This window comes from Anaerotruncus sp. G3(2012) (assembly GCF_000403395.2).
GTDB lineage: Bacteria > Bacillota > Clostridia > Oscillospirales > Ruminococcaceae > Anaerotruncus.
In genome coordinates, this window is record NZ_KE159679.1 from 60,385 (window position 1) to 86,238 (window position 25,854).

25 protein-coding genes and 1 pseudogene are annotated in these 25,854 nt (G+C 55.9%); 6 read left to right on the forward strand and 20 right to left on the reverse strand.

The annotated features are described in order from the left end of the window. Positions 1–368: 368 nt before the first annotated feature. Positions 369–503: pseudogene (nrdD, locus tag C814_RS20460) on the forward strand (anaerobic ribonucleoside-triphosphate reductase); the annotation flags it as partial. Next, on the forward strand, positions 500–991 hold the full coding sequence (gene nrdG / locus C814_RS20465) for an anaerobic ribonucleoside-triphosphate reductase activating protein (RefSeq protein WP_016317364.1): 492 nt from the start codon (positions 500–502) through the stop codon (positions 989–991). The pseudogene nrdD and the gene nrdG, both read left to right, overlap by 4 nt. An 82-nt stretch (positions 992–1,073) precedes the next feature. On the opposite strand, the gene C814_RS20470 is transcribed toward nrdG, so the two are convergent. The 7 genes from C814_RS20470 to pyrB form a co-directional block, all read right to left on the reverse strand. Further along, positions 1,074–2,459, reverse strand: coding sequence for an MATE family efflux transporter (locus C814_RS20470; protein WP_016317365.1), 1,386 nt, complete (start codon positions 2,457–2,459; stop codon positions 1,074–1,076). Between the two features lie 85 nt (positions 2,460–2,544). Next, complete coding sequence (locus tag C814_RS20475; protein WP_016317366.1) at positions 2,545–2,970, reverse strand: MarR family winged helix-turn-helix transcriptional regulator; 426 nt, start codon at positions 2,968–2,970, stop codon at positions 2,545–2,547. Between the two features lie 82 nt (positions 2,971–3,052). Continuing rightward, positions 3,053–3,619 (reverse strand): chromate transporter, encoded by a 567-nt coding sequence (locus tag C814_RS20480; RefSeq protein ID WP_016317367.1) that lies wholly within the window; start codon positions 3,617–3,619, stop codon positions 3,053–3,055. Next, on the reverse strand, positions 3,616–4,203 hold the full coding sequence (locus C814_RS20485; RefSeq protein WP_016317368.1) for a chromate transporter: 588 nt from the start codon (positions 4,201–4,203) through the stop codon (positions 3,616–3,618). Before C814_RS20485 ends, C814_RS20480 begins: the two co-directional genes overlap by 4 nt. A 67-nt stretch (positions 4,204–4,270) precedes the next feature. Next, positions 4,271–4,747 carry a peptidylprolyl isomerase gene (locus C814_RS20490; protein WP_031219967.1) on the reverse strand — a complete coding sequence of 159 codons (477 nt, stop codon included), beginning with the start codon at positions 4,745–4,747 and terminating at the stop codon, positions 4,271–4,273. A gap of 21 nt (positions 4,748–4,768) precedes the next feature. After that, on the reverse strand, positions 4,769–5,197 hold the full coding sequence (locus C814_RS20495) for an aspartate carbamoyltransferase regulatory subunit (RefSeq protein WP_016317370.1): 429 nt from the start codon (positions 5,195–5,197) through the stop codon (positions 4,769–4,771). Then, positions 5,194–6,108: an aspartate carbamoyltransferase gene (gene pyrB / locus C814_RS20500; RefSeq protein ID WP_016317371.1), complete on the reverse strand. Its 915-nt coding sequence runs from the start codon at positions 6,106–6,108 to the stop codon at positions 5,194–5,196. Before pyrB ends, C814_RS20495 begins: the two co-directional genes overlap by 4 nt. Positions 6,109–6,550: 442 nt before the next feature. Here pyrB and C814_RS20505 point away from each other — a divergent pair, with 442 nt between their 5' ends. After that, on the forward strand, positions 6,551–8,359 hold the full coding sequence (locus tag C814_RS20505) for a hypothetical protein (RefSeq protein WP_016317372.1): 1,809 nt from the start codon (positions 6,551–6,553) through the stop codon (positions 8,357–8,359). Positions 8,360–8,482: 123 nt separating this feature from the next. Here C814_RS20505 and C814_RS20510 read toward each other — a convergent pair whose 3' ends face one another. From C814_RS20510 to C814_RS20535, 6 genes are all read right to left on the reverse strand, one after another. Beyond that, on the reverse strand, positions 8,483–9,010 hold the full coding sequence (locus tag C814_RS20510; protein ID WP_016317373.1) for a hypothetical protein: 528 nt from the start codon (positions 9,008–9,010) through the stop codon (positions 8,483–8,485). A gap of 35 nt (positions 9,011–9,045) precedes the next feature. Continuing rightward, positions 9,046–9,930, reverse strand: coding sequence for an aldose 1-epimerase family protein (locus C814_RS20515; protein WP_016317374.1), 885 nt, complete (start codon positions 9,928–9,930; stop codon positions 9,046–9,048). Positions 9,931–10,224: 294 nt separating this feature from the next. Then, complete coding sequence (locus C814_RS20520; RefSeq protein WP_016317375.1) at positions 10,225–11,061, reverse strand: hypothetical protein; 837 nt, start codon at positions 11,059–11,061, stop codon at positions 10,225–10,227. Positions 11,062–11,283: 222 nt separating this feature from the next. After that, positions 11,284–12,144 (reverse strand): hypothetical protein, encoded by an 861-nt coding sequence (locus tag C814_RS20525; RefSeq protein ID WP_016317376.1) that lies wholly within the window; start codon positions 12,142–12,144, stop codon positions 11,284–11,286. Positions 12,145–12,232: 88 nt separating this feature from the next. Beyond that, positions 12,233–13,189 carry a glycosyltransferase family 2 protein gene (locus tag C814_RS20530; RefSeq protein ID WP_016317377.1) on the reverse strand — a complete coding sequence of 319 codons (957 nt, stop codon included), beginning with the start codon at positions 13,187–13,189 and terminating at the stop codon, positions 12,233–12,235. After that, on the reverse strand, positions 13,179–15,698 hold the full coding sequence (locus C814_RS20535; RefSeq protein WP_016317378.1) for a YfhO family protein: 2,520 nt from the start codon (positions 15,696–15,698) through the stop codon (positions 13,179–13,181). The genes C814_RS20530 and C814_RS20535 overlap by 11 nt, the downstream gene beginning before the upstream one ends. Positions 15,699–15,940: 242 nt before the next feature. On the opposite strand from C814_RS20535, the gene yfbR reads away from it, so the two are divergent. Beyond that, positions 15,941–16,513, forward strand: coding sequence for a 5'-deoxynucleotidase (gene yfbR, locus C814_RS20540; RefSeq protein WP_016317379.1), 573 nt, complete (start codon positions 15,941–15,943; stop codon positions 16,511–16,513). A 219-nt stretch (positions 16,514–16,732) separates the two neighbouring features. After that, the gene (locus tag C814_RS20545; protein WP_016317380.1) at positions 16,733–17,083 is read left to right on the forward strand and encodes a DUF805 domain-containing protein; all 351 of its coding nucleotides are present in this window, start codon (positions 16,733–16,735) and stop codon (positions 17,081–17,083) included. 58 nt (positions 17,084–17,141) lie between these two features. On the opposite strand, the gene C814_RS23970 is transcribed toward C814_RS20545, so the two are convergent. The 7 genes from C814_RS23970 to C814_RS20580 form a co-directional block, all read right to left on the reverse strand. Continuing rightward, on the reverse strand, positions 17,142–17,762 hold the full coding sequence (locus C814_RS23970; protein ID WP_155846447.1) for a hypothetical protein: 621 nt from the start codon (positions 17,760–17,762) through the stop codon (positions 17,142–17,144). Positions 17,763–18,325: 563 nt separating this feature from the next. Further along, on the reverse strand, positions 18,326–18,910 hold the full coding sequence (locus C814_RS22670) for a hypothetical protein (RefSeq protein ID WP_016317382.1): 585 nt from the start codon (positions 18,908–18,910) through the stop codon (positions 18,326–18,328). A 158-nt stretch (positions 18,911–19,068) separates the two neighbouring features. After that, the gene (locus C814_RS20560; protein WP_016317383.1) at positions 19,069–20,724 is read right to left on the reverse strand and encodes a glutamine--tRNA ligase/YqeY domain fusion protein; all 1,656 of its coding nucleotides are present in this window, start codon (positions 20,722–20,724) and stop codon (positions 19,069–19,071) included. A gap of 75 nt (positions 20,725–20,799) precedes the next feature. After that, on the reverse strand, positions 20,800–22,440 hold the full coding sequence (gene gltX / locus C814_RS20565) for a glutamate--tRNA ligase (RefSeq protein WP_022788597.1): 1,641 nt from the start codon (positions 22,438–22,440) through the stop codon (positions 20,800–20,802). A gap of 330 nt (positions 22,441–22,770) precedes the next feature. Further along, on the reverse strand, positions 22,771–23,217 hold the full coding sequence (ruvX, locus tag C814_RS20570) for a Holliday junction resolvase RuvX (protein WP_016317385.1): 447 nt from the start codon (positions 23,215–23,217) through the stop codon (positions 22,771–22,773). Positions 23,218–23,247: 30 nt separating this feature from the next. Continuing rightward, a complete protein-coding gene (locus C814_RS20575) occupies positions 23,248–24,159 on the reverse strand; it encodes a dihydroorotate dehydrogenase (RefSeq protein ID WP_016317386.1) in 912 nt (303 codons plus the stop codon). Further along, positions 24,156–24,926: a dihydroorotate dehydrogenase electron transfer subunit gene (locus C814_RS20580; protein WP_016317387.1), complete on the reverse strand. Its 771-nt coding sequence runs from the start codon at positions 24,924–24,926 to the stop codon at positions 24,156–24,158. Before C814_RS20580 ends, C814_RS20575 begins: the two co-directional genes overlap by 4 nt. Before the next feature lie 226 nt (positions 24,927–25,152). On the opposite strand from C814_RS20580, the gene C814_RS20585 reads away from it, so the two are divergent. Then, positions 25,153–25,683, forward strand: a complete 531-nt coding sequence (locus tag C814_RS20585; protein ID WP_016317388.1) for a QueT transporter family protein — start codon at positions 25,153–25,155, stop codon at positions 25,681–25,683. Positions 25,684–25,854: the final 171 nt, after the last annotated feature.

Here is a 25,854-nt window from a genome sequence, read left to right on the forward strand (position 1 = left end):
TCCCCGCAGGCCCCACCCCGGCAAGCTCGGCGGATTTCTTCTTTTTCTCAATTTAAAGTTTTACTCAATTTTTTTCAAAAAATTGCGGGGTCGAGGGGCGGAGCCCCCGACGCGCTTCGCACTGCGAGCCGCAGCGAAGCGTTTCGAGCGCAACCCGCCGAAGGCGGGCTCTTAGCGCGAGATGAGCGCGGAACGCTTTATCCTGAGAAGCGCTTTTTTGGGGTGAATTGCCGCCCTGGGGCGGCAAGAGGGTGCTTTTGGCAGTGAAAAAGCACCCTGTCAAAAGCGTAAAAGTCACAAAATAAAAGGGAGGTTTCATGATGGAAAATCTGAATGTACAGAACAACACCAACGAAATGATGGTAGGCGAAGGGGTCGGCTTCGAGCGGATCCGCCGGATCACCGGTTATCTGGTCGGCACTCTCGACCGCTTCAACAACGCCAAGCGTGCCGAGGTGAGTGAACGGGTGAAACACGTAGTTACCCGGGAAGTAAAGCTGTGAATACACAGCTGCGTATCTCCGGCTGCATCTCCGATTCTATCGTGGATGGGCCGGGGATACGATATGTTGTGTTTGTGCAGGGCTGTCCGCACCACTGTCCGGGCTGCCATAACCCCGATACCCACGATTTTGAGGGCGGCTATCCCGCCGACACCGAAAAAATCCTCCAGCAGATCGGTTCCGACCCGCTGATCAGCGGTGTGACTTTCTCGGGCGGGGAGCCGTTCTGCCAGGCAGCAGCCCTCTGTGAACTGGGGGAACGGGTTCGGGCATTGGGCAAAAATATTGTAGTCTATTCGGGCTATACCTTCGAGGAGCTGCTCGAAAAAGGAAAAACCGAGCCTGATGTCCTATACCTGCTCCGGCTTTGTGATCTGTTGATTGACGGGCGGTATGTGGAATCGCTGCGGGATCTCAGTTTGCAGTTCCGGGGAAGCAGCAACCAGCGCCTGATTGATTTGAAAAAGGAGTTTGCAGAACCTTCCTGATTCTGCAAACTCCTTTTTTGCTCGTGGCCGCCTATGCCCCACGCCAATGATGCAGGACGAGCAACCGCTGCCGCTTTGCCATTCAAATACTGTCTGCTGCTGGAATCATCCCCAGTGAACCCGCATTCCCCTGCTTCAGCCTGGTGAACGAAACCCCATAGAGAACGGCGGCAAGCAGCAGAGAGAGCAAGTCCGCGACCGGCTGTGCCCAGACCAGTCCGTTCGCACCCATAAGCTGCCTGAGCAGGAAAAGCGCGGGGATGTAGATCAGGCCCTGGCGGCTGATGTTGATGAGGAACGAAGCGGCCGCTGCCCCCATCGCCTGAAGCGCATTGATAAGGCAGTAGAAAATCCCGAACAGGAAACTGGTTGAAAGCAGGATCCGGGCGAACTGGACGCTGTATTCAAGCGCTTCGGGCTGGGTCAGGAATGCACTGACGATGGCATCGGTAAACAGATAACAGACACCGGTCAATGTGACCCCCAGCACCAGCGAAAGCAGGAGGGAAAACCGCAGGATCCCGCTGTACCGCTCCCAGTTTTTCGCACCGATGCAGTACCCCAGAAGCGGCTGTATCCCCTGCCCCAGCCCGATCGACACCATCCCGATCATCATGGTAACCTTCATCGCCACCCCGATCCCTGCGATCGCCATATCGCCGTATCCGGACATCAGGCTGTTGGTAACGATCTGGGAAACACTCATCAGCAGCGAGCCAAGCGATGCCGGAATCCCGATCCCCAGCACCGAACGGCAGACCCCTTCCCCCGCGGTAAATTCCGAAAGTCCGATGCTAAGATTGGAGTTGCCCCGCAGGAAATAAAGGATATAGTACGCTGCGCCCGCCAGGTTCCCGATGACGGTAGCAATCGCTGCACCTGTAACCCCCCAACCGAACCCGAGGATCATCACCGGGTCAAGAACGACATTCAGCAGATTGCCGGCCACCATGCCGGTCATCGCCCGGGTCGGCTGACCCTCCGCGCGCAGGATGTTGGAAAAACAGTTCCCGATCAGCACAAATGGCCCGCAGAGGGTCACAATGTTCAGGTAATCCCTGGTCAGCTCCCAGGTTTCCGTACTGGCTCCGATCAGCAGGAGCAGTTCGTCCATAAAGAGATAGAACAGAACCGCCACCACGATCCCCACCGCGACACAGGACCACATACAGAATGCCGATACCTTTAAGGCGTAGTCCATCCGTTTTTCCCCGAGCGCCCGGGAGATGACCGAGGTGCCGCCGACGCCGAACACCGTACCAAGCGCCATAAAAGTCAGGAAAACCGGTGTGGCGAGCGAAACCGCGGCGACCTGATAGGCATTGTGGGTCTGGCCGATGAAAAAGGTATCCGCCAAGTTGTAAACCAGGACCATCAGCATCGCAAGAATTGCGGGAATTGCATTTTTTAACACGGTCATAGCGACCGGCCCGGAGCCGAAGCCCTCTAATGTTCCACTGTTTCTCATAGATATCGTCCCCTTTCAATCGCACAATATCAATAGCGAGCGATTTATTTAGCCAAAAAACATTCCCCAAACACAGAGGGGAATGTTACGAGAGGTTCCGCAAAACTTTGTAAAGCAACTCCAGAAAAAGCGCCCGTTCCGCCGGGCTGATCCCTTTCAGAAACCGCTCCTCCGATTCGCCCATATGTTTCTGCGCCGCCGCGCAGATCCGCCGTCCCTCGGGGGTGATCCGTACATGTTTGACCCGTTTGTCATGCGGGTCCCCATAGCACTCGACAAATCCCTTCTGTGCCGATCGCTTCACAACGCCAACCATTGTGGACTGGGCGACACGCAGCCTTCTTTCCAGCTCCTTCAGGCTGTAGCAACCGTCCGGACTCTCCTCCAGCAGAAAGAGCAGGTGGACCTGCGCCATTGTCAAATCGTCGGCACGCAGCAGGCTATTCGCGTTTTTTTCCAGCGCGTCATGGATCTGCTTAAAAACAGGGCCGAAGCGGTCCACTTTCAACATAGGAATCCTCTCCTTTGGCAGCTCCTATTTTACTACAAAAAGCAGGCTATTTCAATAGCAAGCGATTGTTTTTCAAGGAACCTCATGGGATACCGCCCCCATAGGCCGCGAGACCCAGGACTGCCGAAAGCAGGATCAGCAGGATTGGCGAAAGCCTGCTTCCGCGCAGCTGCCTGAACCCGATCATCACCGCCGCCAGAACTGCGGTGATCAAACACGCTCTCAGGTCGGGCGATCCCTCCTGCCCCAGGCAGCTGCTGACCGTCATGGAAACTCCAGTCGCGAGGATGATCCCCACAACACATGGTTTCAAACCCCGGACGACCGCCTGTATGCGGCTGTTTTGGAAAAGGGTTTTCAGCACCGCCATGACAAGCAGGATTATCAGGAAGGAAGGCAGGACCACTGCCAGTGTCGCAAGAACAGCACCCCAGAGTCCCGCCTGGCTGCTCCCGACATAGGTCGCAAGATTGATCATGATGGGGCCGGGGGTACTCTCACTGACAGCGATCATATAGGAGATCGCTTCGTCATCCAGCCAGCCGTAGGAAAGAGCCACCTCCCGAATCAGGGGAATTGCGCCGTACGCGCCGCCAAATGCGAAGCAGCCTACCCGCAGAAAGCCGAAAAACAAGTCCCAATAGATCATTGCTCCGCACCGTCCTTCCGCGCGGACATGCTGCTCCAAGCGGACACCCCGAGACTGACCACTGCCGCAGACAACATCAGGCTGATCGACGAAACCCGCCAGGAGAAAAAGCCGGCCAGGAGCATTACCGTAAACGAACCGAGCATAATCGCCCGGGGAAGCGGCTTTTTGGGCATCTTGCGCAGCATGGCGACCGCTGCATCCAGAATCAAAAGCCCGACCGCGAGTTTGATCCCCTTGAGCATACTGGCAACCACAGTGATCTCGAGGAAATGGTCGAGGAACCTCGAGATCGCATAGATCACCGTAAAGGATGGCAGGACGATCCCAAAAGTGGCAATGACCGAGCCTGCGAACCCCGCCTGCTGATAGCCGACGAAGGTTGCGCAGTTGATCGCCATTGGGCCGGGCGTGGATTCGGCGATGACCGTAATATCCATCATCTCGTCATGGGAAATCCACTTTTTCTGCTCGACGCAGATCGACGAGATCACCGGGATCATCGCATAGCCGCCGCCGAAGGTAAATAACCCGATCTTCATAAAGGTCAAAAGCAGATCGAGCAACGTCTGATTTCGTTTCACCCGTCTCCCCCGCGTCCGGGGGCTCCCTCCCTTCCAACGGTTTCGCCCGTTCGCTCCGCTCTGGAACTCAGGACTCGCTGTAAGTCACCTTGACCATCTTCTGGTCAGCTCTGGGACGGTCGCTGTAGTCGGTCGGCTGTCCGGCGATCTCATCCACTGTTTCCATCCCCTCAACTACCTTGCCGAATGCAGCATACTGCCCATCCAGATGGGGGGCATCCTCATGCATGATAAAGAACTGGGAGCCCGCCGAATTCGGGTCCATGGCGCGCGCCATCGAAAGAACGCCGCGGGTATGCTTGAGATCGTTTTTGATCCCGTTCGCCGCGAACTCCCCCTTGATATGGTAGCCTGGGCCGCCCATACCGTTCCCCTCCGGGCAGCCTCCCTGGATCATAAACCCGGGGATTACCCGGTGGAAGATCAGGCCGTCATAAAACCCTTCCTTCACCAGCTTGACAAAGTTTTCCACTGTAATCGGGGCAATGTCGGGATAAAGCTCGGCTTTGATCTGTTTTCCGTTTTCCATTTCAATCGTAATCATCTGCATATAAAATACTCCTTATCATTTCTTGGGATTATATTCCTGTTCACAATAGATACAGCGGTAGACCCGGCGGTCCCCCTCCTCCGAGAGCTTGAAGATATGCGGAAGCTCCTGCTCGATCGAGGTAATGCAGCGGGGATTTTTGCATTTCGCAACATTGGTCACCTGTGCAGGAAGCTGTAGCTTGCGTTTGCGGGTGATCCTCCCGCCTTCCACCACATTGACGGTGATATTGGGGTCGATGAACCCGAGCACATCCAGGTCAACATCAATCTTATCCTCGATCTTGATGATGTCCTTTTTGCCGCTCTTCCCGCTGCGGGCATTCTTGATGATCGCTACACTGCAATCCAGCCTGTCCAAATCCAGAAACCGGTAGATTTCCATGCTCTTTCCCGCCTGAATGTGGTCGATTACCAAGCCCTTCTGTAGGCTGTCCACGTTCATGCTTCCACCCCCAGCATCTTCAGAATCAACGCCATGCGCACATATTTGCCATAGAGCACCTGTTTGAAATAGCAGGCACGCGGGTCACTGTCCACCTCGGTCGCAATCTCGTTGACGCGCGGCAGCGGGTGCAGCACGATCATGTCCTGTCTGGCCAGCTCCATCTTCTCTCCATCGAGAATATAGCTGTCCCGCAGGCGGACATAGTCCTCCTCATTGAAAAACCGTTCCCGCTGGACACGGGTCATATAGAGGACGTCCAGCTCCCCGATTACCTCTTCCAGCCGCTCGGCCTCCCGGAATGCCAGCCCCTTGCGCTGCATATCCGCACGAATATAATCTGGGATTTTCAGCTCTTTCGGGGAGATGAGCAGGAAGGTGATCCCCTCGTAACGCATCAGCGCGCGGATGAGCGAATGCACCGTCCGCCCGAAGGTGAGGTCCCCGCACAGGCCGATTGTAAACTGTCCCAGCCGGCCTTTCAGCGAACGGATGGTCAGCAGGTCGGTGAGGGTCTGGGTCGGGTGCTGATGCCCACCGTCTCCCGCATTGATGACTGGAATCGACGCGTGCAGCGACGCCACCTTTGCGGACCCCTCCTTTGGATGGCGCATCGCCACAATGTCGGCGTAACACTGCACCGTCCGGATCGTATCGGCAACGCTCTCCCCCTTCATCGCGGAGGACGAGTCCGCCGAAGAAAAGCCAAGCACACTCCCGCCAAGCTCAAGCATCGCTGCTTCAAAGCTCAACCGGGTGCGGGTGCTCGGCTCATAAAACAAAGTCGCCAGCTTTTTCCCTCTGCATTTTTGAGAGTAAGCGGGCGGATCGGCTATGATCTTTTCCGCAAGGTTCAGAATCTCATCGACCTCCTGCGGGGTCAGGTCGACCGGCTCGATCAGATGTTTCAATCAATTCCCTCCCAAGTATCGTACTCTTTCCTCCCAGTTTACTACAACCTGCCTGCCTGCGCAACCCTGCTGCCCCAATTTTCAGGAATTTTTCTCTGTTGCGTTTTTGCGCAAGAACCACTATACTATAATCGAAGCTGTTTCGTATTTCTTTACGCAAGGGGGCTTTTTCTCTTGCAAAAAGCCCCCTCTTGCCGCTGCGCGGCAATTCACCCGAAAAATGCGCTTCACAGGATAAAGTATTTCGCTCATTGCGATGAGCGACCAAAGGCGCTGCCTTTGGAAACCGCAATTTTTTGAAAAAAATTGAGTAAAACTTTCATTTTGGGAAAAGCGGCACCCGGCCCGGAAGGGAGGGGTCTGCTCCCGATTCCGCTGCCGCGCAGCAGAGAGACGGAAAACGCCCTTTTTTGAATCAGATTCTTCAGGAGGTTCCAAACCGATGAGACAAAAACTTACCGCCCTGTTTCTGGCAGGGCTTCTGGTGGCTTTCTCCGGGTGTATGCAGCCCCGGCGTGCCGGTTCCAGCCCCTCCGCGCCCCCCTCTTCCGAAGAAGAGGAGATCATCTTTGAATGGGAGCGCTCCTCTTCTGAGGAGGAGTCCGCATCCTCTGTCCCTGAAATGCCGGAAATGTCCCTCTACGACTGGTGGCGGGACTACATTTATGACGCGGTTTACCCCTTCCAGGGGAGTTACCCCACCCTTGTACAGTACGACAGCCAGTCGATCATAGAATACTGCGGGATTCGGATGTTCCGCGATGCGGTGATCTCCGAAGCAGGGAAATCCGCCGGGGACAGCATCCTGCCCAAGGACAAGCTAGCTGATTATACCAAACGTTATTTTAATGTTCGGTTAAACGATCTGGATGTTTCCAGACTCACCTCCGAGGATGGGAACGCGATCCTGTACTATCTGCCGGTTGGATCTGACCGCTCCGGTGAAAACCCGGCCAACGAGTCGCTCAACAACAACGATGTGTTCAAACTGGTGGAAGCTGCGCCCGCAGATGCGGATGGGGTAATCCGTCTGCGGGTCGACCGGGATGACGGGCAGATCCACTATTTTTACATGGCCCCCCATGAGGACGGCAGCGGCTACTATTTTAAACGGATCGAGGTCAATTATGGCCAGCTGCCCAAAGAGGTCGAATTCGAGGGGGAATACATCACCGTGGATACCCTGCTGGGAATGCCTGCATCCGGGGCGGGTTCCCTGCACTGCTGGGGGGAGATCGGCGGGAAGCTGCTGCTCTCCTGGTCGAGCGGGATGTCCGGTTATGTAGTGCTCGGGCTGGTGGACAGCTATGACCTGACCGAAAAGCGGTATGAGTTCCAGCTGCGCGACGGAGAAACCTTCCTCTCAGCGATCCCGCAGACCGAACGGATCGTGCTGATTACCGACCAGCGGATCGCAACCCGGGACATCAATTTTGAAGACCCGCGGGAAGTACCGATCCCTGAAAAGATGAAGCAGGGCAGTGATGGGGCGGTCCCGGACTTCGACCTCTCATCCGACCGCAAAAAGGCTGCGTTTGTCAACGACAAAGGTCTGTGCCTCTATGACTTTGGCACCGATTCGGTGCGGCTGCTCGCCGAACATCCCACGCCGAAAGCTGACGAGGACGCAGATTCCTCCTCCGAAGCGGAACCCGCCGACGAGCAGGGGAAGCCGGAACTGATGTCCCAGGCGACCTTCACCAAGCCGGCTTTCTTTGACAACGACACCAAGCTCTACTGCCACACAGCCGGATATGAATGGGTGAGCGGGCTTTATATCTACGATCTCGCCGAGAATAAAGGGCGGGAGATGGACGAGGCGTACAGCTGGGTCAACAGCGCGGGCGGCGAGCAGATGACACTGGTTGGGAACAAGGCGTTTGCATTCGGATTGAGCAGCGAACAGAGCATCGTGCCCCACCTCTGGCTCGATCTCGCGACCGAAGAGACTCATACGGTTGAGCTGCCCTACGAGATCCGCAGCATCGTGACCGCCCCCTCCAAAAACGGACTTCTGGTGCTCGGCTCCGCCGGGGAGAGCCAGGGCTGGCAGCTGTTCGAGATGGATATGAACACGATGCAGCTCAACAATACCGGGTTTTCTGTCCGCGGGCTCACCCCACAGGTGATCGGCGGCGCGGACAATGGACGTCTGCTGCTGACCTATTATAGTCTGGATGGCGGTGGCGGCGGGTATCTGCTCGCCAATACCGGCCGTTCAAGCGACGGGGAAACGGAAGCTGCCGGTTGACCCATCGCCATAAAAAAGCCCCCTGCACTTCACAAACAAAACTTTTGGGGCGGCCGTTCCAATTTTTCAAACGAGCCTTTCATCAAAACAGGCGCGCATCAAAAGATGCGCGCCTGTTTTCATTTACCGGGCATAGCGATTCCCGTACCGCCTGCCCGAGGTCAACCGGTTAAAGCAAGCATATCCAACAAAAATGATCGCACAACAGAGAAACGTCTTCCCCCCCGGCGCTGCCATTGAGGAGAAACTGTATCCCCTGAAGCGGCAGTCCCACTGCGGGAAGGCGGCTCCCAACAAAACAGACAGCATCTCCTCCATCCAAAAATAGAGGTCGCTCAACGGAGGTATGTCGAAGAGGAGGAACCCAGCCAAAAGCCCGGCGAGGATCCACAAAAACTGTTTGGCGGAGAGCTGCCGGAACCTGGCGGGAAGAAGCGGGAATTCACGTACAGCCAGCCCCAGCAGGACGCCAATCAGGAGATTGAGAAGCAGGAAGCCCAAGAGCAGCAGCCACTCACCCCCTCCGGGCGCGGATACCGAGACAAGCCACTCCGAAGACAGGTTGATGTAACAGGAATTGAGAAAAGTCAGCAGGATCAGCGAGAGCAGCAGCGCCAGCAGCTTTCCTGCCATGCATAGATATCGTTTCATCTGTATGTATCCCTCCAGTCAGCGGTATACGGCCCCTATTCTATTACCATCATCGAGTATCCAACCTGAAAGCTCTCACCCGGGTTCAGGAATTTGACATACGGCTTATCCTCGAAGCTGCCGGTTTCCCCCTTGACCGCGGGCAGGCCGCACCACGGTTCCAGGCAGAGGTAATCCCCTTTTTTGTTCGGCATCGTCCAGACTGCCAGCACATCAAATTTATGAAAATCAAACGCAAACCCTCTGCCGGTTTTCGCGTTGACCAGCCTGACCACGTTGGAATTCAGCTTTTCAAAAACAAGCGCGTCCCGCTGGTCGAAGAGGGCGTGGTCGAGCGGCAGGGTGGTCCCACCTTGCAGAGGGATCTGCTCCTCACCGTCGATGCAGGTGCCATCCGACAGGGTCAGGTTGCGTCCGCTCTCGGGCTTTTCAAACACAAGCTGGTAATCTTCGAACGCTTCTCCTTCATAGAGCGGGCAGGTAAAACCAGGATGCCCGCCAATACAGAGCGGCATCCGCTTTTCCGATTTGTTTTCGACCAGAAAGGTGGTGGAAAAACCGTCCTCAGCGATCGCGTGGGTCACGTGAAGCAGGAACTCGAACGGATACTGCCGGAGCGTTTCCGGATTGGACGCGTAAACCAGCTCGACAAAATCCGCACCATGCCTGCCCAGCTCAAACGGTACCTTGCGGGTGAACCCATGCTTGCCCAGCGGGTAAGGAACACCGTCGATCTTGAGGGTGTTGTTGAGGGTGGCGCTGCAAACCGGGAACAGCATGGGGGTGTGGTTGGGCCAGACCGCCGGGTCTGCCTGCCAGATATACTCCCTACCGTTTTGGGGGATGAACGAGATCAGCTCCGCCCCCGCCGATTCAACCACCGCGGATACGCCTTTGTAAGAAAGCCGATATTCTGCCATGAAAAGCCCTCCTTCTTCTATTGACATAAGAACCCGTATTCACAACCATTCAAAACTGTCTGAACGGGCCATTTGCCGGCCCACTGCGTTTTTTCGCCTTGCAGGGCAGCAAAACTCCTCGCTTATCCGGCATTCCCTGATTATGAATACATGCTCTCAATTTTAGGGACCGTCCAAAAGCGTTCGAAGCCTGTTGATCGCTTTTGCTCCGGCTTAAGAATCCGTTTGGTCTCCTGGGGATGAGACTTTTTAGAAAAGTCCTCCGTCCGACCGATTCTACACGCTCAAAACCGGTTAAACAGAAAGCTCCTGCATCCGCAGGCGCTCCACCCGCTCCAAAAACAGCGCACCTGTCCCCGCCTGTTCTTCCAGAACCGGGAATTCCACCGCCATCCCCTGCACCGATGTGATCCGGATGTACCGGCTGCGGCCGCTTCCCTCCATTGAAAGGCGGGTCAGGTTTTTCCAGCGGAGCCAAACTGTGCGGGTTCCATATCTGTCGTAGGAAATCGCCGTCAGCCCTCTCTCGGTCGCGCCGATCCAGTATTCCGGGTCCACCTTTCGGAACAGATTGCGGTCTCTGCCGCGCAGCCAAAGAAAATCGAGCAGCCGTGTCCCGAACCGGTAACACAGCTTGGAAAGGTTGTACATTGCATAGCTGTCTTTCAGCAGTTTTTGCAGTTCCATGGTCTGTGGGTGCTCAGTTGGGAACACAAAATCCGCCGTATTCCCCAAGGCGAGATTTAAAACCGGCCGGAGCTGCTCCTCCTTCACCTTGTTGTAAGAGAAAACCGCCCGCTTTCCTCCCTCGATGTCAAGTTCAACCAAACAGCGCAAAAGCTGCACCTGATAGCTGCACAGGTGCACGCGGTCCGCATCCAGGGATATGGTGTCGACCTGATCCCTCTGGGCGGTCTGAATCAGCACCTGCTTCCCCCACCATGCCGCTGCATACTCCGGCTCCCGGCTTTTCTGGGAAACCTGGGGGATGTAGGTCACATTGCCGGGCGGCATCCCACTTTCCTTCCATTCCCGCAGCGCGGGATGGAACGGCTCCGGCAGCTCCTCCCATGCGTAGACCCGCTTGGGCCAGGAAGCCAGTGTTGGCCGCTTGTCCATCTGCATCCTCATCCGCCGACCTCCTGTCTTGGCAATATCCGGCGCTTTCTTCAAAAGGGACCGGAGCATAGATACGGGAAAGGGGCTTTTCATCTGCAAAAAGCCCCCTTGCCGCTCTTCAAGCGGCAGTCCACCCCCAAAAAAGTGCTTCTCGGGATAACGTGTTTCGCCGCGCACAGCAGTATGCGTAGGCCAACCGGCACAAAAGCGACCGAAACTTTTCCGTTTTCCTCGTTAGGTGGGCGGCTTGCGCACTTCCAGAACGTCGACCCGCTTCAAAAATGCCTCCGCGGCCTGCATCTGTCCGGACAGAACCGGAAGCTCCACCGCCGCGCCCGCTGCCGGCACAATCCGAACGCACCGGCTGCGGCCCTCCCCTTCCAGTGAAATACTGGAGAGATTAGACCACGCAATCCAAACCGTCTGGGAACCATTACGGTCACAGGAGATCGCGGTCAAGCCGCGTTCGGTCGCACCAACCCAATATTCCGGGTCCACCCTGCGGAACAGGTTGCGGTCCCTGCCGCGCAGCCAGAGAAAATCCAGCAGACGGCGCCCAAACCGGTAACACAGCCTGGAAAGATTATACATCGAATAGCTGTCGTCCTGCAGCTTTTGCAGCTCCGGAGTTTGCGGATGCCCGGTCGGAAAAACCGCGTCCGGCGAGTTTCCCAGCACAATGTCGAGAATCGACCGCAGCTGCTTCCGGGTTTTGTTGTAGGGGAAGGAGACCGTTCCAAACCCGTCCACCTCGATCTCTACCAGCGCGTGCGGCTGCTTTTCGTGGTAACAGCACCGGCGGACCCGGCCCGGCTCCAGAAGTACGGCCCTGGTTTTCCCCTCCTGGAAGATTTGGAGCAGCGCCTGTGCCCCCCACCATGCCGACAAATATTCCGGCTCCCCTTCCTCATGGAAAAGGCGGGGAATGTAGGCTACATTCTCCATCGGCATCCCCAGATTCCGCCATGTCTGCAAGGCGGGGCAGAACGGAGCCGGAAGCTCGTCCCATGTGTAGATCCGCTTAGGCCATGACACCAGGATCGACCGCTTGTCCTTCGGCATCTTCATGGTCTCTTCCTCTATCTGCACCTTCATGGTTTCCTCCTCTGTTTCCGTCCCGCCCTGCAATCAAAAGCTGATGGAAAGCTGTAAAACCGTTCAGCTTTTCCCATTCAAGCGGTGGTTACTCCCGCCGGTTGAGGAACTGGTCCACGATGAACCGGGGACGGTGTTTGGTTTCCTTGTAAATTTTCCCAATATATTCTCCGATCACGCCCAACGAAAGGAGCTGGATGCCTCCAAGCGCCCAGATCGAACCCATCAGGGTGGTCCATCCGGTGACGGTATATCCAAACAGCCGGAGCAGCAGCAGCCAGAGCAGCGCAATCCCGCTGATGCCAAAGATCAGCACCCCGACCCAGGTAATCAGCCGGATCGGCTTGACCGAAAACGAAGTGATTCCATCAATCGCGAAGGCGAGCATCTTTTTGAGCGGATATTTACTCTCACCAGCGAACCGCTCGCTGCGCTCATAGAGGACAACCGTGGTTTTGAATCCGATCAGCGGGACGATCCCACGCAGGAACAGGTTGACCTCATCGTATTGGGCGAGCGCCTCCAGCGCGCGGCGGCTCATCAGCCGGTAATCGGCATGGTTCTCGACGATCTCAACCCCCATAAACTTCAGAAATTTATAGTAACCGACCGCTGTTGTACGCTTGAATACCGTATCTTTGGCGCGCGAGGAGCGCACCCCATAAACCACGTCACATCCATTATAGTATTCTGTCACAAACCTGTCAATCACTTCCACATCATCCTGTAGGTCCGCGTCGAGCGAAATTGCCATATCGCACAGCTCTCTGGCCTGCATCAGACCGGCAATCAGCGCGTTCTGGTGCCCCTGGTTATGCGAAAGCTTCAGCCCGGAAAAAAGCGGATTTTTTTCGTGCAGATGGGAGATCAGCTCCCAGGTTGTGTCCCGGCTGCCGTCATCGACGAACAGAACCCGGCTTTTTGGGGAGACCGTTCCTGCCTCGATCATCCCGCCGAGCTTGGCTTCCAGCCGGCGGGCGGTTTCGGGCAGGACCTGCTGCTCGTTGTAGCAGGGAACCACCAGATATAAAATGTCACAATTCATGCAAATCCTCCTGTGCTGTTGCGGGGCCTTCCTCGTCAGGCGGATCATACGGAGCGGGCAGGTCCCAAAGGTCGGACAGGCTCGGACCATCAAGATCGTCCGAAACGTCCGGAATATCCTCCGGCTGCGGGTCGTCCCAACCGGCCCAGCCCAGACCCGGTTCGGGGTCCCAGCCGGAAGGTTCCGGCGGCTCCGGCTGTCCGCCAAACCTACGCCAGGCCAGCAGATAGGCCGCGAGCAGAACCAATCCTGCCGCGCTGACTGCCAGCCCCGGGAACAGGCCGGGGGTGGTGTAGGTGAACCGGATGGTATTGTCGCCCGCAGGGGCACGCACCGCCATAAAGCCGATCGAGGCTTTTACCACCTCGGCGGGCTGACCGTTGACGGTAGCCGACCAGCCTTTATCGTATGGTACCGAGAAAAAGACCAGGTTCTCCCGCGTCAGCTCGATCCGGGAGGTAAAGCCGCGGTTATCGATCTCGAACGAGTACCCCGCTGTATCGCGGCGATCCTCGCAGTCGTCGAAAAAGTCGGACTTGGAAAGATATTTGTAATCGTCCTCCTCCATATGGGTCAGCAGGTCCGCATTGGCCTCCGCCGCGTCCTCCTCCAGCACGAGCGCCCGCAGCAGGACCGCAGCGCGGTCGTCCTCGTTGAGTGCCTCCAGCTCGGATCGGGTGATATAATGGTCATAGGTGAAGCCCATCGGCAGGAAATTCTCGTTTTCGTAGATGTTGTATCCAAGCTGGGTGTCATAAAGTTCCCATCCGGGCATCAGGTCCTGCTGCTCCTCGTCCTCCGCGACAAACAGCCATCGGACGGACAGGAGCGGCCGCAGCTCGTAGAACTTCACCTCCGGCTTGGAGGAAACATCCCGCTTGACCCCGACAGTCGGATAAAAATCCATCGTCGAAACCGGGATGATCGAGTGGAACGCCTGAATGTTGGGCAGATGCCAGTACATGCCAAGATTATCCATCCCGTCGTAGATATCCGCCCGGGCAAACCCATCGTCCGGCAGGTCGAGCTGGTAACGCCCGTCGAGCGCGGTATCCCGTATGAAGTTGGTGTCATCCGAATGGCATTTGCCCATCCCGATAAAGGTGACCGAATAGACCACAATCACCAGACAGAGCGCCCGGACCAGCATCCGGCTGCGCCGGACAAAGTCGGCCCGATACCGGCGCAGCACCAGATAAAGCCCCACCAGCCCGAGCAGGGCGATTGCGGCAGTCGCGGCGAACCGCTCCGGGTATTTGGGAAGGCTGAACTTGACCGTCTCATCCGACTGGATGGTAGGCGTCAGGCCAAGAATCGCGGTGACCAGCGCAGTATAGAGCACCGTGACATTGAACCCGAACCGCAGGTCAACCGACCGGTCCTCAAAGGCGCGGGCGGTCACAGCCGACATCAGCAAAAGCGGCATGTAATACCACCGCGCGTAGTACGAGTTGTTGAACAGGATGAACGCGCTGTTGAGCACCGGCACCAGCGCGAAGAGGAACGAAACCAACAGGATCCGGCAGAGCCAGTCCCGCTTGGATTTGAGATAGGCGATCACACCGGTCATGCTGAAGAACGGCAGCCACGCCGAAAGGGACGCCCATTTTGCCCCGCGGTCGGGGAAAAGGTTCGGGCGGCTCGGCAGGTCGGGCGGGAAAAAAGCGCTGCTCACGATCGCGGGGTAGAGCTGGTTGTGCCAGTAGAGCCAGAGGTTCCAGCCGTTGAGCAGCTCACCCGCACCGGTGCGGGGGTTGCCCAGAATCGCCAGCACCGAGGGCAGAAACAGGCACATCGCAAGCAGCATCCCAAGCACCGCCTCGAAGCCGGTCCAGAGGAACTTTTTCAGAGACATCCGCCAGCCGGGGCAGGTCGAACGGACCGCAAAATAGAGCAGGACAAAGACCACTTCCCCGATAAAGAACCAATAGTTGACAAACGCGTTGACCGCGACCGCCAGCGCAAAAACGCCCCTGCGGTCGTTGGACACCAGTTCTTCCAGGCCGGCCAGCAGAAGCGGGAAGAAGATGATCGCCTCGTGGAAGTGGTTGAAGAAGATGTTATAGACCGCATACCCCGAAAAGGCATAGAGCAGCGCACCGATCACAGCGGATTCGCTGTTTTTGACGAACCGTTTCAGATAGAGGCACCCAGATGCGGCGGCACAGGCGTGCTTGAGGATCAGGAGCGGCGCCATCAGGTGCGGCACAAATTCATTCGGGAACGGGAGGGTCAGCCAGAAGAACGGGCTGCCGATCAGATAGAAACTGTAGGACCCGATAAAGTTTGCGCCAAGATCGGTATACCAGTTCCAGAAGAGGCTGCCCGACCGGACCGCCTCGTGTGCGAGCTTGTAAAAGGGGATCTGCTGGACATTGAAATCCCCGTAAAAAAAGAAATACCCCTTATCCCAGATCATAATGGGAATAAAGATAGCAGCAGCGGTCGCCAGTGCGATCCAAAATGCCTTGAGGCAGCTTCTGTCCTTTGCAGCCGGTTGAGCGTACATAATAAACCTCCGAAGTTGATAGAGTCAAAGTGCTTCAAATAACAGGGAACCTGATGCTTTTGAGGTTCTTCGATTGTGATACATATGGTTAAAGTATACCACAATCCGCATCATTTAACAGTCCATCTTTTCATTAGGTGAAAATTCTGGTATAATTTATTACACCATGCGGCAACACTTCGGAAATTTTTTTATTTTTTTGTGCAGAATGCGCATTCCCTATCGGGAAAAGGAGGAAAACGATGAAACGGTTCAGCTTTTTTGCAATGCTTTCCCGGATGAAATACATCCGGCGGTGGGGCCTGATGCGAAACGCACGCGAGGAAAACCTCAGCGAGCACTCGCTTGATACCGCTTATATTGCCCATGCGCTTGCACTGCTCTCGGATGTCGACCCGTCACGGGCTGTATTCTGTGCGCTCTATCACGATTGCAGCGAGATTTTAACCGGGGATATGCCCACCCCGGTCAAATACTACAGCCCTCAGATCAAGGAAAGCTACAAGGAGATCGAGCAGGCCGCTGCGGGGCGGCTGTTGTCAACCCTGCCGCCCGACTTACAGCAGGCTTACCGCCCACATTTTTTCGAGCAGGACCCGCAGGTTCTGTCGGTCGTCAAGGCGGCGGACAAGCTCTCCGCACTCATCAAATGCATCGAAGAAATCCGGATGGGCAACAACGATTTTCAGAATGCGAAACAGGCACAGCTTGAGGCGCTGCATCAGATGAACCTGCCAGCGGTCGATTTCTTCCTGGAAAACTGCCTCCCTGCATATGAGCTGACGCTGGACGAACTTAATCTTGGAAATCTTTAGAGAAAACCGATGGAAAACAACAGAAATACCCCTCTTTTGTTTGTGTATTTTTAAGAAATCTGACGAAAAAACACCTCGCTTTTTCTTTAATGTCACAAAAAGTGATGGATAAAGCAAAAAAAGATAAAAAAACATCTTTCTTTTCTGGACGCATATGCTATAATATGCACATAAGCAAAACATTTCTGTTGTTTCGCTTCATTTTAAGGAGGGTGTTTTATGGAGTTTTTGCAGCCGTACATCAACATTTGGAAAAACTTTGCGAAGTTTGATGGGCGTACCGGTGTCCGCGGGTTCTGGATGGCTTTCGTCGTCAACATGATCGTCGGGCTCCTGTTCGGGTTTCTGACACAGATTTCAGGGATCTTTGGGATTCTCAGCAGTGCCTATTCCCTCGCGGTGCTGGTCCCGTGGTGGGCGCTGATGTTCCGCCGCCTGCATGACATCGGCAAACCCGGTGGGTGGGCGTTCCTCAGCCTGACCTGTATTGGCGTAATCCCGCTGATTATCTGGTTCGTCCGCGCGGGCGATCCCGAGGAAAACCTCTATGGACCTGTTCCGGAGGAATAAATTGACATTCTGAGAAGAAACGCTGCACAGCGGATGCTGTGCGGCGTTTCTTTACGCTTTATGTCAGGAACCCCCATGTCGAAAACCATCCATAGGTCAGCCATAGCTCAATCACACCCAGCACTGCCAGAAGGCAACCTTTAAAATATCTTTTTTGTCCGCTCAAACCATCCGCCAGCGCCAGATAACAAACGAAGCCTCCCGCTATATATCTGGGGATCGACGCAATCCCTGTCGAAAGCGGGACCACCAGAAAGATGCACCCCAGGACAAACTCCGTATAATGCTTTTGGACGAACAGCCAGCCCAACAGGCAGGCGCCAATGACGATGAAAAGCAGGAAATAAGCCTCCTGATTGACCGCCCCTCTGGAGGCGGCGCCCAGCGTGCGGAGGACGATCTCAGCGGGATTTGTAATCTCCCTTCCCCAAGCCCGCTGCACATGCGCAAATGCCATCGGATCCCCCACAAGAAAATACAGATGGAGCATATAGAGGAATAATCCCAGCGGGCACATGCAGGTCCCCAAAATCAACTTATGGTCATTGAGGGTTTTTTTGACATATTCCCAGAGCAGCTTGGGGTTCAGTTCTCCCATTCTGTCCTTGAAAAAACGATGCAGCGAATGGGTCAATATCGCAAAAACAAACAGCACCCCTGTATTACGTGAAGCGCTCAAAAAGATGCCGCAGACCCCCAGCTTGATATACTGTTCCTGTTCCAGAAAATAAAAACACAGGCATAAACATAAAAGATAGATTGACTCTGTATACAAAGAGGAGTAGTAAAAGCTATACGGACCAAAACACATGATAAACAGCCAACAGAAAGCAGCTTTCCCTCCATTTTGCGGCCTTGTCAGCAGGATATATCTGCTTCCTGCAAAAAGAGCGATTCCGAATATTGCTGTATTGGCCAAAAAGCCCAGTATCTCAAGCCCCATGGACGGTAGCACCTTTCTCAGAAACACCATATACGCCGGCATCAATGGGAAAAACGCCCAGTTTGCCGCTCCATTTTGCCCTTCCAGCTTGATTCCGTTAAAGTCAGAATAGCCTGACTCTATAATGGATTTGTACCATCCTGCATCCCACCTGAAAAAAGCATGTGCAAAGCTGCCCTGATCACCTGAAATATGGCTCCATAACAGGTAAACCAGCCACATTATAACCCGGGATATGACCAGCATAACCCCGATTGCCGCGCACAGGCGGTATGTATCTTTTTCTTTTGCTCCGAACTTCATTTGTTCTCCTCCTGCCCCCTCTGGCACAGACGCGCCTGCCTGACTTTCACTCCCATGTTTCTGGGATCATTTTCTGTCGGAGACGGATTCTGTATGCCCAGCTCTATCATTAAATCTCCGGAATCCGGAATCAACCCCTTTTCCAGCAAAAAATGGTGAATCCCAACTTCGCGGACCTCTCCGATGGCCTCTCCATTCGCAATCACCCGCGCGGACGCCTCCGGTCTCAAAGCGAGAACATCCACCTCGAAAACCAAATCCTCTGTATTGGGTATCCCGGAAAAATATAAGGTCGCGGTGGTTCCGATTGTCCATGTCGCGTCTTTTTCAGCCCCGCTCCAGCCAATCCCCTTCCTTTGGGTTGGGTTCCCCGATTCCGAAAAAAAGTCTACGGGTTCTCCCAGCGTATAGCGAAGCCCTCCTACTCCAATCCATCTTTGTAATGTTTTTTCTATATAATACATTTTATATTCTTTTTCTGTATCCGCGCACACCCCCAGGCACAATACCCCGATGTAAAAGATGCACAAAACGGCGCTGATGCAGTAGCAGATGATTTTTTGATACAGCCCTGTTCGCATGTTGCTCCCCTTTCAAGCTTTTTATGTTTCTGTAAACAGAAACATAAAACAAGGACGTCCTTGTTTTTCTATACAGCTGTCAAAAGCCCTGTTGGCTCTGACCGGCGGTCAGAGCCAATTTACCCGATTACTAAGGCAAAGACAGGCAAAACTTTTCATCAACCAGGCAATTTAAAGCTATCCTTGAGCGTGACAACCCGGTTAAAGGTATTTTCATGCCGGCTGTCCTTGCAGAAATAGCCCATCCGGACAAACTGGAACCGGTCGCCGGTTTTGGCATCGGCGAGGGAGGCTTCGAGCTTGCAGTGCTTCAGCGCGGTGAGGGAGTTCGGATTCAGATAGTCGAGGTAGTTGGTCCCCTCGGGCACTGCATTGACATCAACGAGCGAGAACAGATTCTCATAGAGCATGATGTCCGCGTCTACGGCGTGTGCCGCACTGACCCAGTGGATGGTTCCACGCACCTTGCGTCCATCTGCGGGGCTCCCGTTGCGGGTTTCAAGGTCGGCAGTGCAGCGCAGTTCGACGACATTGCCTTCTGCATCTTTCACGACCTCTTCGCATTTCACCAGGTAAGCGCCCATCAAACGGACCTCCCCGCCCGGTTTGAGCCGCTGGAACTTGGGCGGCGGAACCTCGGCAAAGTCGGATTTCTCGATGAACAGCTCGCGGGTGAATGCGACCTGGCGGGTACCTGCTTCAGGATCGACCGGGTTGTTGGAGACCTCGAAATACTCGGTTTCATCCGCCGGATAGTTGGTGATGGTGACCTTGAGCGGCTCTGTGACTGCCATACGGCGGGGGGCGCTGGCGTTCAGCTCCTCACGGATGCAGTATTCCAGCAGCTTGATATCCACCAGGCTGTTTGCCTTGGCGACGCCCGCGCGGCTGACAAACTCAAGAATCGAGGAAGGGGTATATCCGCGGCGGCGCAGGCCGCAGAGGGTCGGCATACGGGGATCATCCCAGCCATCGACACGGCCGGTCTCGACCAACTCGCGCAGATACCGCTTGGACATAACTGTATTGGTGATGTTCAGGCGGGCGAACTCGCGCTGTTTGGGCTTCTTCTCGAAGTCGATGTTGTTGACCACCCAGTCGTAGAGCGGGCGGTGGTTCTCAAACTCGATCGAACAGAGGGAATGGGTGATCCCCTCGATTGCATCCTGTATTGGATGGGCGTAATCATACAATGGGTAGATACACCATTTGTCTCCCTGGCGGTGATGGTGTGCGCGGACAATCCGGTAGATGGCGGGGTCGCGCATATTGATGTTTGGGGAAGCCATGTCGATCTTGGCGCGGAGGGTCTTGCTGCCGTCGGGGAACTCTCCGTTTTTCATCCGCTGAAACAGGTCGAGGTTCTCCTCAATCGAGCGGTTGCGGTAGGGGGATTCTTTGCCGGGCTGGGTGAGGGTGCCGCGATACTCGCGCATCTCATCCGCGGTGAGATCGCAAACATAGGCTTTCCCATCCTGAATCAGCTTGATGGCATATTCATAGCACTGGTCGAAATAATCGGAGCCATAGAAGATGCCGCCATCCGGGATGGCACCGAGCCAGCGCAGGTCCTCCTCGATCGACTCGACATACTCGGTGTCCTCTTTCACCGGGTTGGTGTCATCGTAGCGGAGGTTGAAAAGCCCGCCGTATTTTTTCGCGGTGGAATAGTTGATGAAGATCGCCTTCGCACTCCCGATATGGAGATAGCCGTTGGGTTCGGGCGGAAACCGGGTATGGATACGGTCGGCGAACCCGTTGGCAATGTCCTGATCAATGATCTCTGTGATAAAATTCGCGTTATATTCAGCCATACTGTTACACTCCTAAAAACAAAAGTTTTCGCCCGCCTTCTTCAAAAGGCAGCGGGGCCAGGGGCAGCGCCCCCGCTAAGCGAGGGCCTTTTTCAGACGCTCGGCAACCTTCTCTTTCCCGAGAATCCCCATCACCTCATACATATCCGGCGAATTCTGACGCCCGGTGACCGCAACCCGGATCACCATGCTCACATCCCCCACATTTCCGCGGAATGCTTCCGGGTTCTTTTTATAGTCCTTCATGTTGGAGGCATAGCCGACCTCGTCAGCCAGCGCCTTGATCCGCTCAAACCACTGTGTATTGTCGTCCGCCGGGTCGTACAGATCGAGGTACCGCGTCAGGATGGTCCTCCGGTCCTCCTCGGTCACATGCTCCGGATAGCAGTCATCCGGCTGGAACAGTTCGTCAAAGAAAAAGTCCATATACGGCTTCGCATCCGACCAGGTGGCCAGGTCCTTACGCGGCTTTTTGCCGCCCCGCCCGATCGCCAGGATCGACCTGGTATATGCCGGATCGCGGGTCAGCAGCTTGTGGAAATCCGGGTCGAACTGCTCTGCCCAACCGGTCAGATGGCTGTAAACCTGTTCCACGCTCATCCGCGAGATCACATTCTTGGAAACGTCATTCAGCTTGTCGATATCAAACAGCGAGCCGGACGCGCTCATCTTCTGGGTGGTAAACTTGAACTCGTTGAGGTCAGCGGTCGGGTTCGCGAGACGCCAGTCCTCGAAGTTGGAGTTGAGCAGCGTCATGATATATTCTTTCACCGCCGGCACGCAGTACCCGGCCTGCTTGTAGAAATCGAGCGCCAGTTCCGGGTCTTTCCGCTTGGACAGCTTGCGCTTGGACCCGCCGTCCATCTTCATCAGCTGGGAGGTGTGCACATATTTCGGCAGTTTCCAGCCCATCGCCTGGAACAGCTGTACATGGAACGGCAGCGTAGCCAGCCACTCCTCACCGCGCACCACGTGCGTCGTCTGCATCAGATGGTCGTCCACCACGTGCGCAAAATGGTAGGTCGGGATGCCGTCCGATTTCAGCAGCACCAGGTCCTGTTCGTTTTCGGGAAACTCGACTGTCCCTTTGACGAGGTCGTTGACCTTCCTCCGGTTTTCGGGGTTCCCCTCGCTGCGGAACCGCAGGACAAACCGCTCGCCCGCGTCGATCTTCTCCTTGATCTGCTCGAACGAGGCGTCCCGATAGACCGCATATTTCCCATAGTAACCGATATTCTCTTTGAGGGCGGTCTGCTTTTCGCGGATCGCATTCAGCTCCTCCTCCGAGCAGAAACAGGGATAGGCTTTGCCCTGCTGTACCAGCCATTTGGCGAACGTCTGGTAAATCTCCGCGCGCTGCCGCTGGTAGTAGGGGCCGTAAGCACCGGTTTCCCCGTCTGCGGTCGCGCCCTCGTCGAACCCCAGCTCGTACTCGTGGAACACCCGCACGATCGTCTGGACGCCGCCCTCGACCGAGCGTTTCAGGTCGGTGTCCTCGATCCGCAGGCAGAGTACGCCGCCGCTCTGGTGGGCCAGACGCTCGTCCACGATTGCGCTGAACAGATTGCCCAGATGCATAAAGCCGGTCGGACTGGGCGCCATACGGGTGACCTTCGCCCCCTCGGGCAGATTGCGCGGCGGGTATTTCGCCTCAATCTCGGCGGGCGTGGTCTGGATCTGCGGAAACAGCAGTTCCGCCAATGCGTTGTAATCCATCATACAGGACTCCTTTATCTTGACAGTTTTCAACCGATTTGCTACAATAGAAGCGGACACAGGGACTTGGTGGTGCTGGTCTTTGTGTATGGTTATCACGATTATGGAATTAGGAGCAATGACGCTGATCCCGTCATTGCTTCTTTTTCTATGTAACCGCTGATAAAACCAGTTCATAAGGGCTGACCAGAGGTGCGTACGCCAAAGACTTCCAAGCCCCTGTGTTCCTCTTGGCATATCATACCACAGCACAGGCCGTTTTACAATAAAAAACCTGTTTCCACAAACCTGAAACCAAAAGTTTCGTCCACCTTTTCAAGGATGGCGGGGTCAAGGGGCAGCGCCACCGCCGGCGGTTTCCGGGTGGTTTCTGCGGTAGTTGAGATAGCTTTCGAGTATGATGGTCGCCGCCACCGCATCGACCACCTCTTTGCGTTTTTTGCCGCGGGTATCGGTTTCGTTAAGATAGCCGATTGCCGAAACGGTCGTGCCGCGCTCGTCCCAGAGCCGCACCGGAACCGATACCTTCTCGGAAAGCGCTTCCGCGAATGCTTCACAGAGTTTGGCGCGCGGGCCTGCCGAACCATTCATATTGAGCGGATGCCCAACCACGATTTCCCCGGCCTCATATTCGACCGCCGCATATGCGACCTGCTGCACCACATTTTCAAATTTCCGTTCCTGAATGACCCCGATCGGGGAGGCAAGGAACTCGGTGCGGTCACAGCAGGCAAGCCCGGTGCGCGCATCTCCAAAATCAACTGCCAGAATCTTCATAAGAACCCCCTGTTCAAGGCGCTGGAGCCGTCACCAAGGACGGACCGCCCCTACAATTTCATTGACATCCGAAACCCCGTTTTCCTCCAGCCAGGCATCCATGCCTTCGATCACCCTGACCGGTGTATAAGGATCGGTGAAGAGCGCCGCGCCGATCTGGACCGCGCGCGCACCCGCCAGCATCATTTCAATGGCATCCTGCCAGCAGGAGATCCCGCCCATCCCGACCACCGGGATTTTCACCGCGCTGGCGACCTGCCAGACCATCCGCACCGCGACCGGGAACACCGCCGGGCCGGACAGCCCGCCGACATTGTTGTGCAGCACCGGACGCCGGGTTTTCAGATCGATGCGCATTCCGAGCAGGGTGTTGATGAGCGAGACCGCATCCGCGCCTGCATCCTCAACCGCGCGGGCGATCGACACAATATCGGTCACATTCGGGGAGAGCTTAACCATCATCGGCTTGGAGGTGCGGCGGCGCATCTGGGCGACCACCTCCGCCGCGGAGGTGCAGGAGGTCCCAAATGCCGCACCGCCCTCCTTGACATTTGGGCAGGAGATGTTGACCTCAAGCAGGTCGATCCCGCTGCTGTCCAGCCGTTCCGCGATTGCGCAGTATTCCTCCACCGTACTCCCCGCAACATTCGCAATGACCACAACATCCCGGCTCTTCAGATGGGGCAGCTCATTTTGCAGGAACGCCTCCACTCCCGGGTTTTGCAGCCCGACCGAATTGAGCATCCCGGATGGGGTTTCCGCGATCCGGCAGGGCGGGTTGCCCTGCCGTTCCTGTAGGGTGGTGCCTTTGACCGAGATGCCCCCCAGCCGCTCGATCGGATAAAGTTTGTCGTATTCCCGTCCGTAGCCGCAGCAGCCCGAAGCGGTGATGACCGGGTTTTTCAGTGTAACCCCGGCAAGGTTGACCTTTAGGCAGCTCATTCAAACACCACCTCTTTTCCGTCGAATACCGGCCCATCCTTACAGACATGGGCAAAGACCTCCCGTCCATCCCGGACGGTTTTGCAGGCGCAGACAAGACATGCGCCCACCCCGCAGCCCATCCGCTCCTCGAGCGAAACCTGGGTGGGGACACCGTGTGCTTCCGCGATCCCGACCACCCCTTTGAGCATCGCCATCGGCCCACAGGCGCAGACCATACCAGGAACCCCTTGGGTGAGGTGTTCCTCCAGCAGTCCTGTCACGAAACCGTGGTAACCTTCCGAACCGTCGTCGGTGGCGATCCGCAGGTCGCAGCCATGCGCGCGGAATGCATCCGCCAGAATCACGGCCGAGGCGGTGCGGAACCCGAGGATTGCGGTTGCGCGGCTGCCCGCCCGCGCCGCCAGTTCAAGCAGGGGCGGCACGCCGATCCCGCCGCCAACCAGTATGACCGGCTGGCCGGACGGCGGGGTAAACCCATTGCCAAGCGGCCCGAGCAGGTCGATCTTCTGCCCCTGCCCGACCAGTGAAAGCGCCTCGGTTCCCCTGCCGCGCACCTCAAATACCATCCGCAGCAGGCCGTTTTCCGCATCAATTCCGCAGATTGAGATCGGGCGGCGCAGGGAAAACCCGTCCACCCGGATATGCACAAACTGCCCGGGCTTTGCCTGCGAAGCGATCTCCGGGCAGCTGACTGTATAGCTGTAAACGCCTGCGGCAAGCTGCTCCTTCCCGACCAGCGGGTAACAGCCCTGTAAATATGCCATGAAACTTTCCTCCAAACTGTCCGCGGGTCCGACCGCTGCCGGAAGGATTCCCGTTCTTTCCGGTATTATACAACACTTTTGCAGAAAGGACAATCCATACTTGCATTTTTCGCGGATTTGTTCTAAAATAATGGTTGCCGCAAACTGCGGCGGTCAGTCGAAAATTCCTGACCTTAAATCAAACTAGGGTATGCTTTGCAATACCTACAAAAGGAGAAAACTGAATATGAAACAGACCAATGTGCACAAACTTGCTGCCTGCGCGATGATCGCTGCTTTCTATGCTGCGGTCAGCCTCTCCCTGCCGATGCTTAGTTATGGCGTTGTGCAAATCCGCTTTTCCGAAGCGCTGGGACTTCTCGCGGTGCTCTCGCCGGTGGCGATCCCGGGGGTAACACTCGGCTGTCTGCTCACCAATCTGGCCGGCGTTGCGATGGGGACCACTCTGCTGCCCGATGTCGTATTCGGCACCCTCGCAACCCTGATCGCCGCTGTGATGTCCTACCAGCTCCGCGGGGTGCGGGTCAAGGGGCTTCCGATCGCCTCCTCCCTGCCGCCAATCTTGGTCAACGGGCTGGTGATCGGCCTGGAACTGACCTTCTTCTATTCGGACGGGTTCCGTCTGGGGATTTTTCTGATCAACGCGGTCAGTGTCGCGGCAGGGCAGGTTATTCCGTGTGCTGTACTCGGCGTGCTTCTTGTCCGGCTGCTTGAGCGGGGCGGCTTACAGGAAAAGCTGTTTCAAAGACTGTCCTGAAATCCCAGATCACAGAATGGGCTTTCAGAATCTGCTTTATCTCTTTTGCAGGGGGCTTTTTCACTGACGGAAAGCCCCCTTTTGGTTTAAACTGGAAGTCAAAGCCAATTTCCTCCCTAAAAATGTGTTCCCGAAAGGGCTTATCATCTGATTCTTATACTTGGAGGCAGA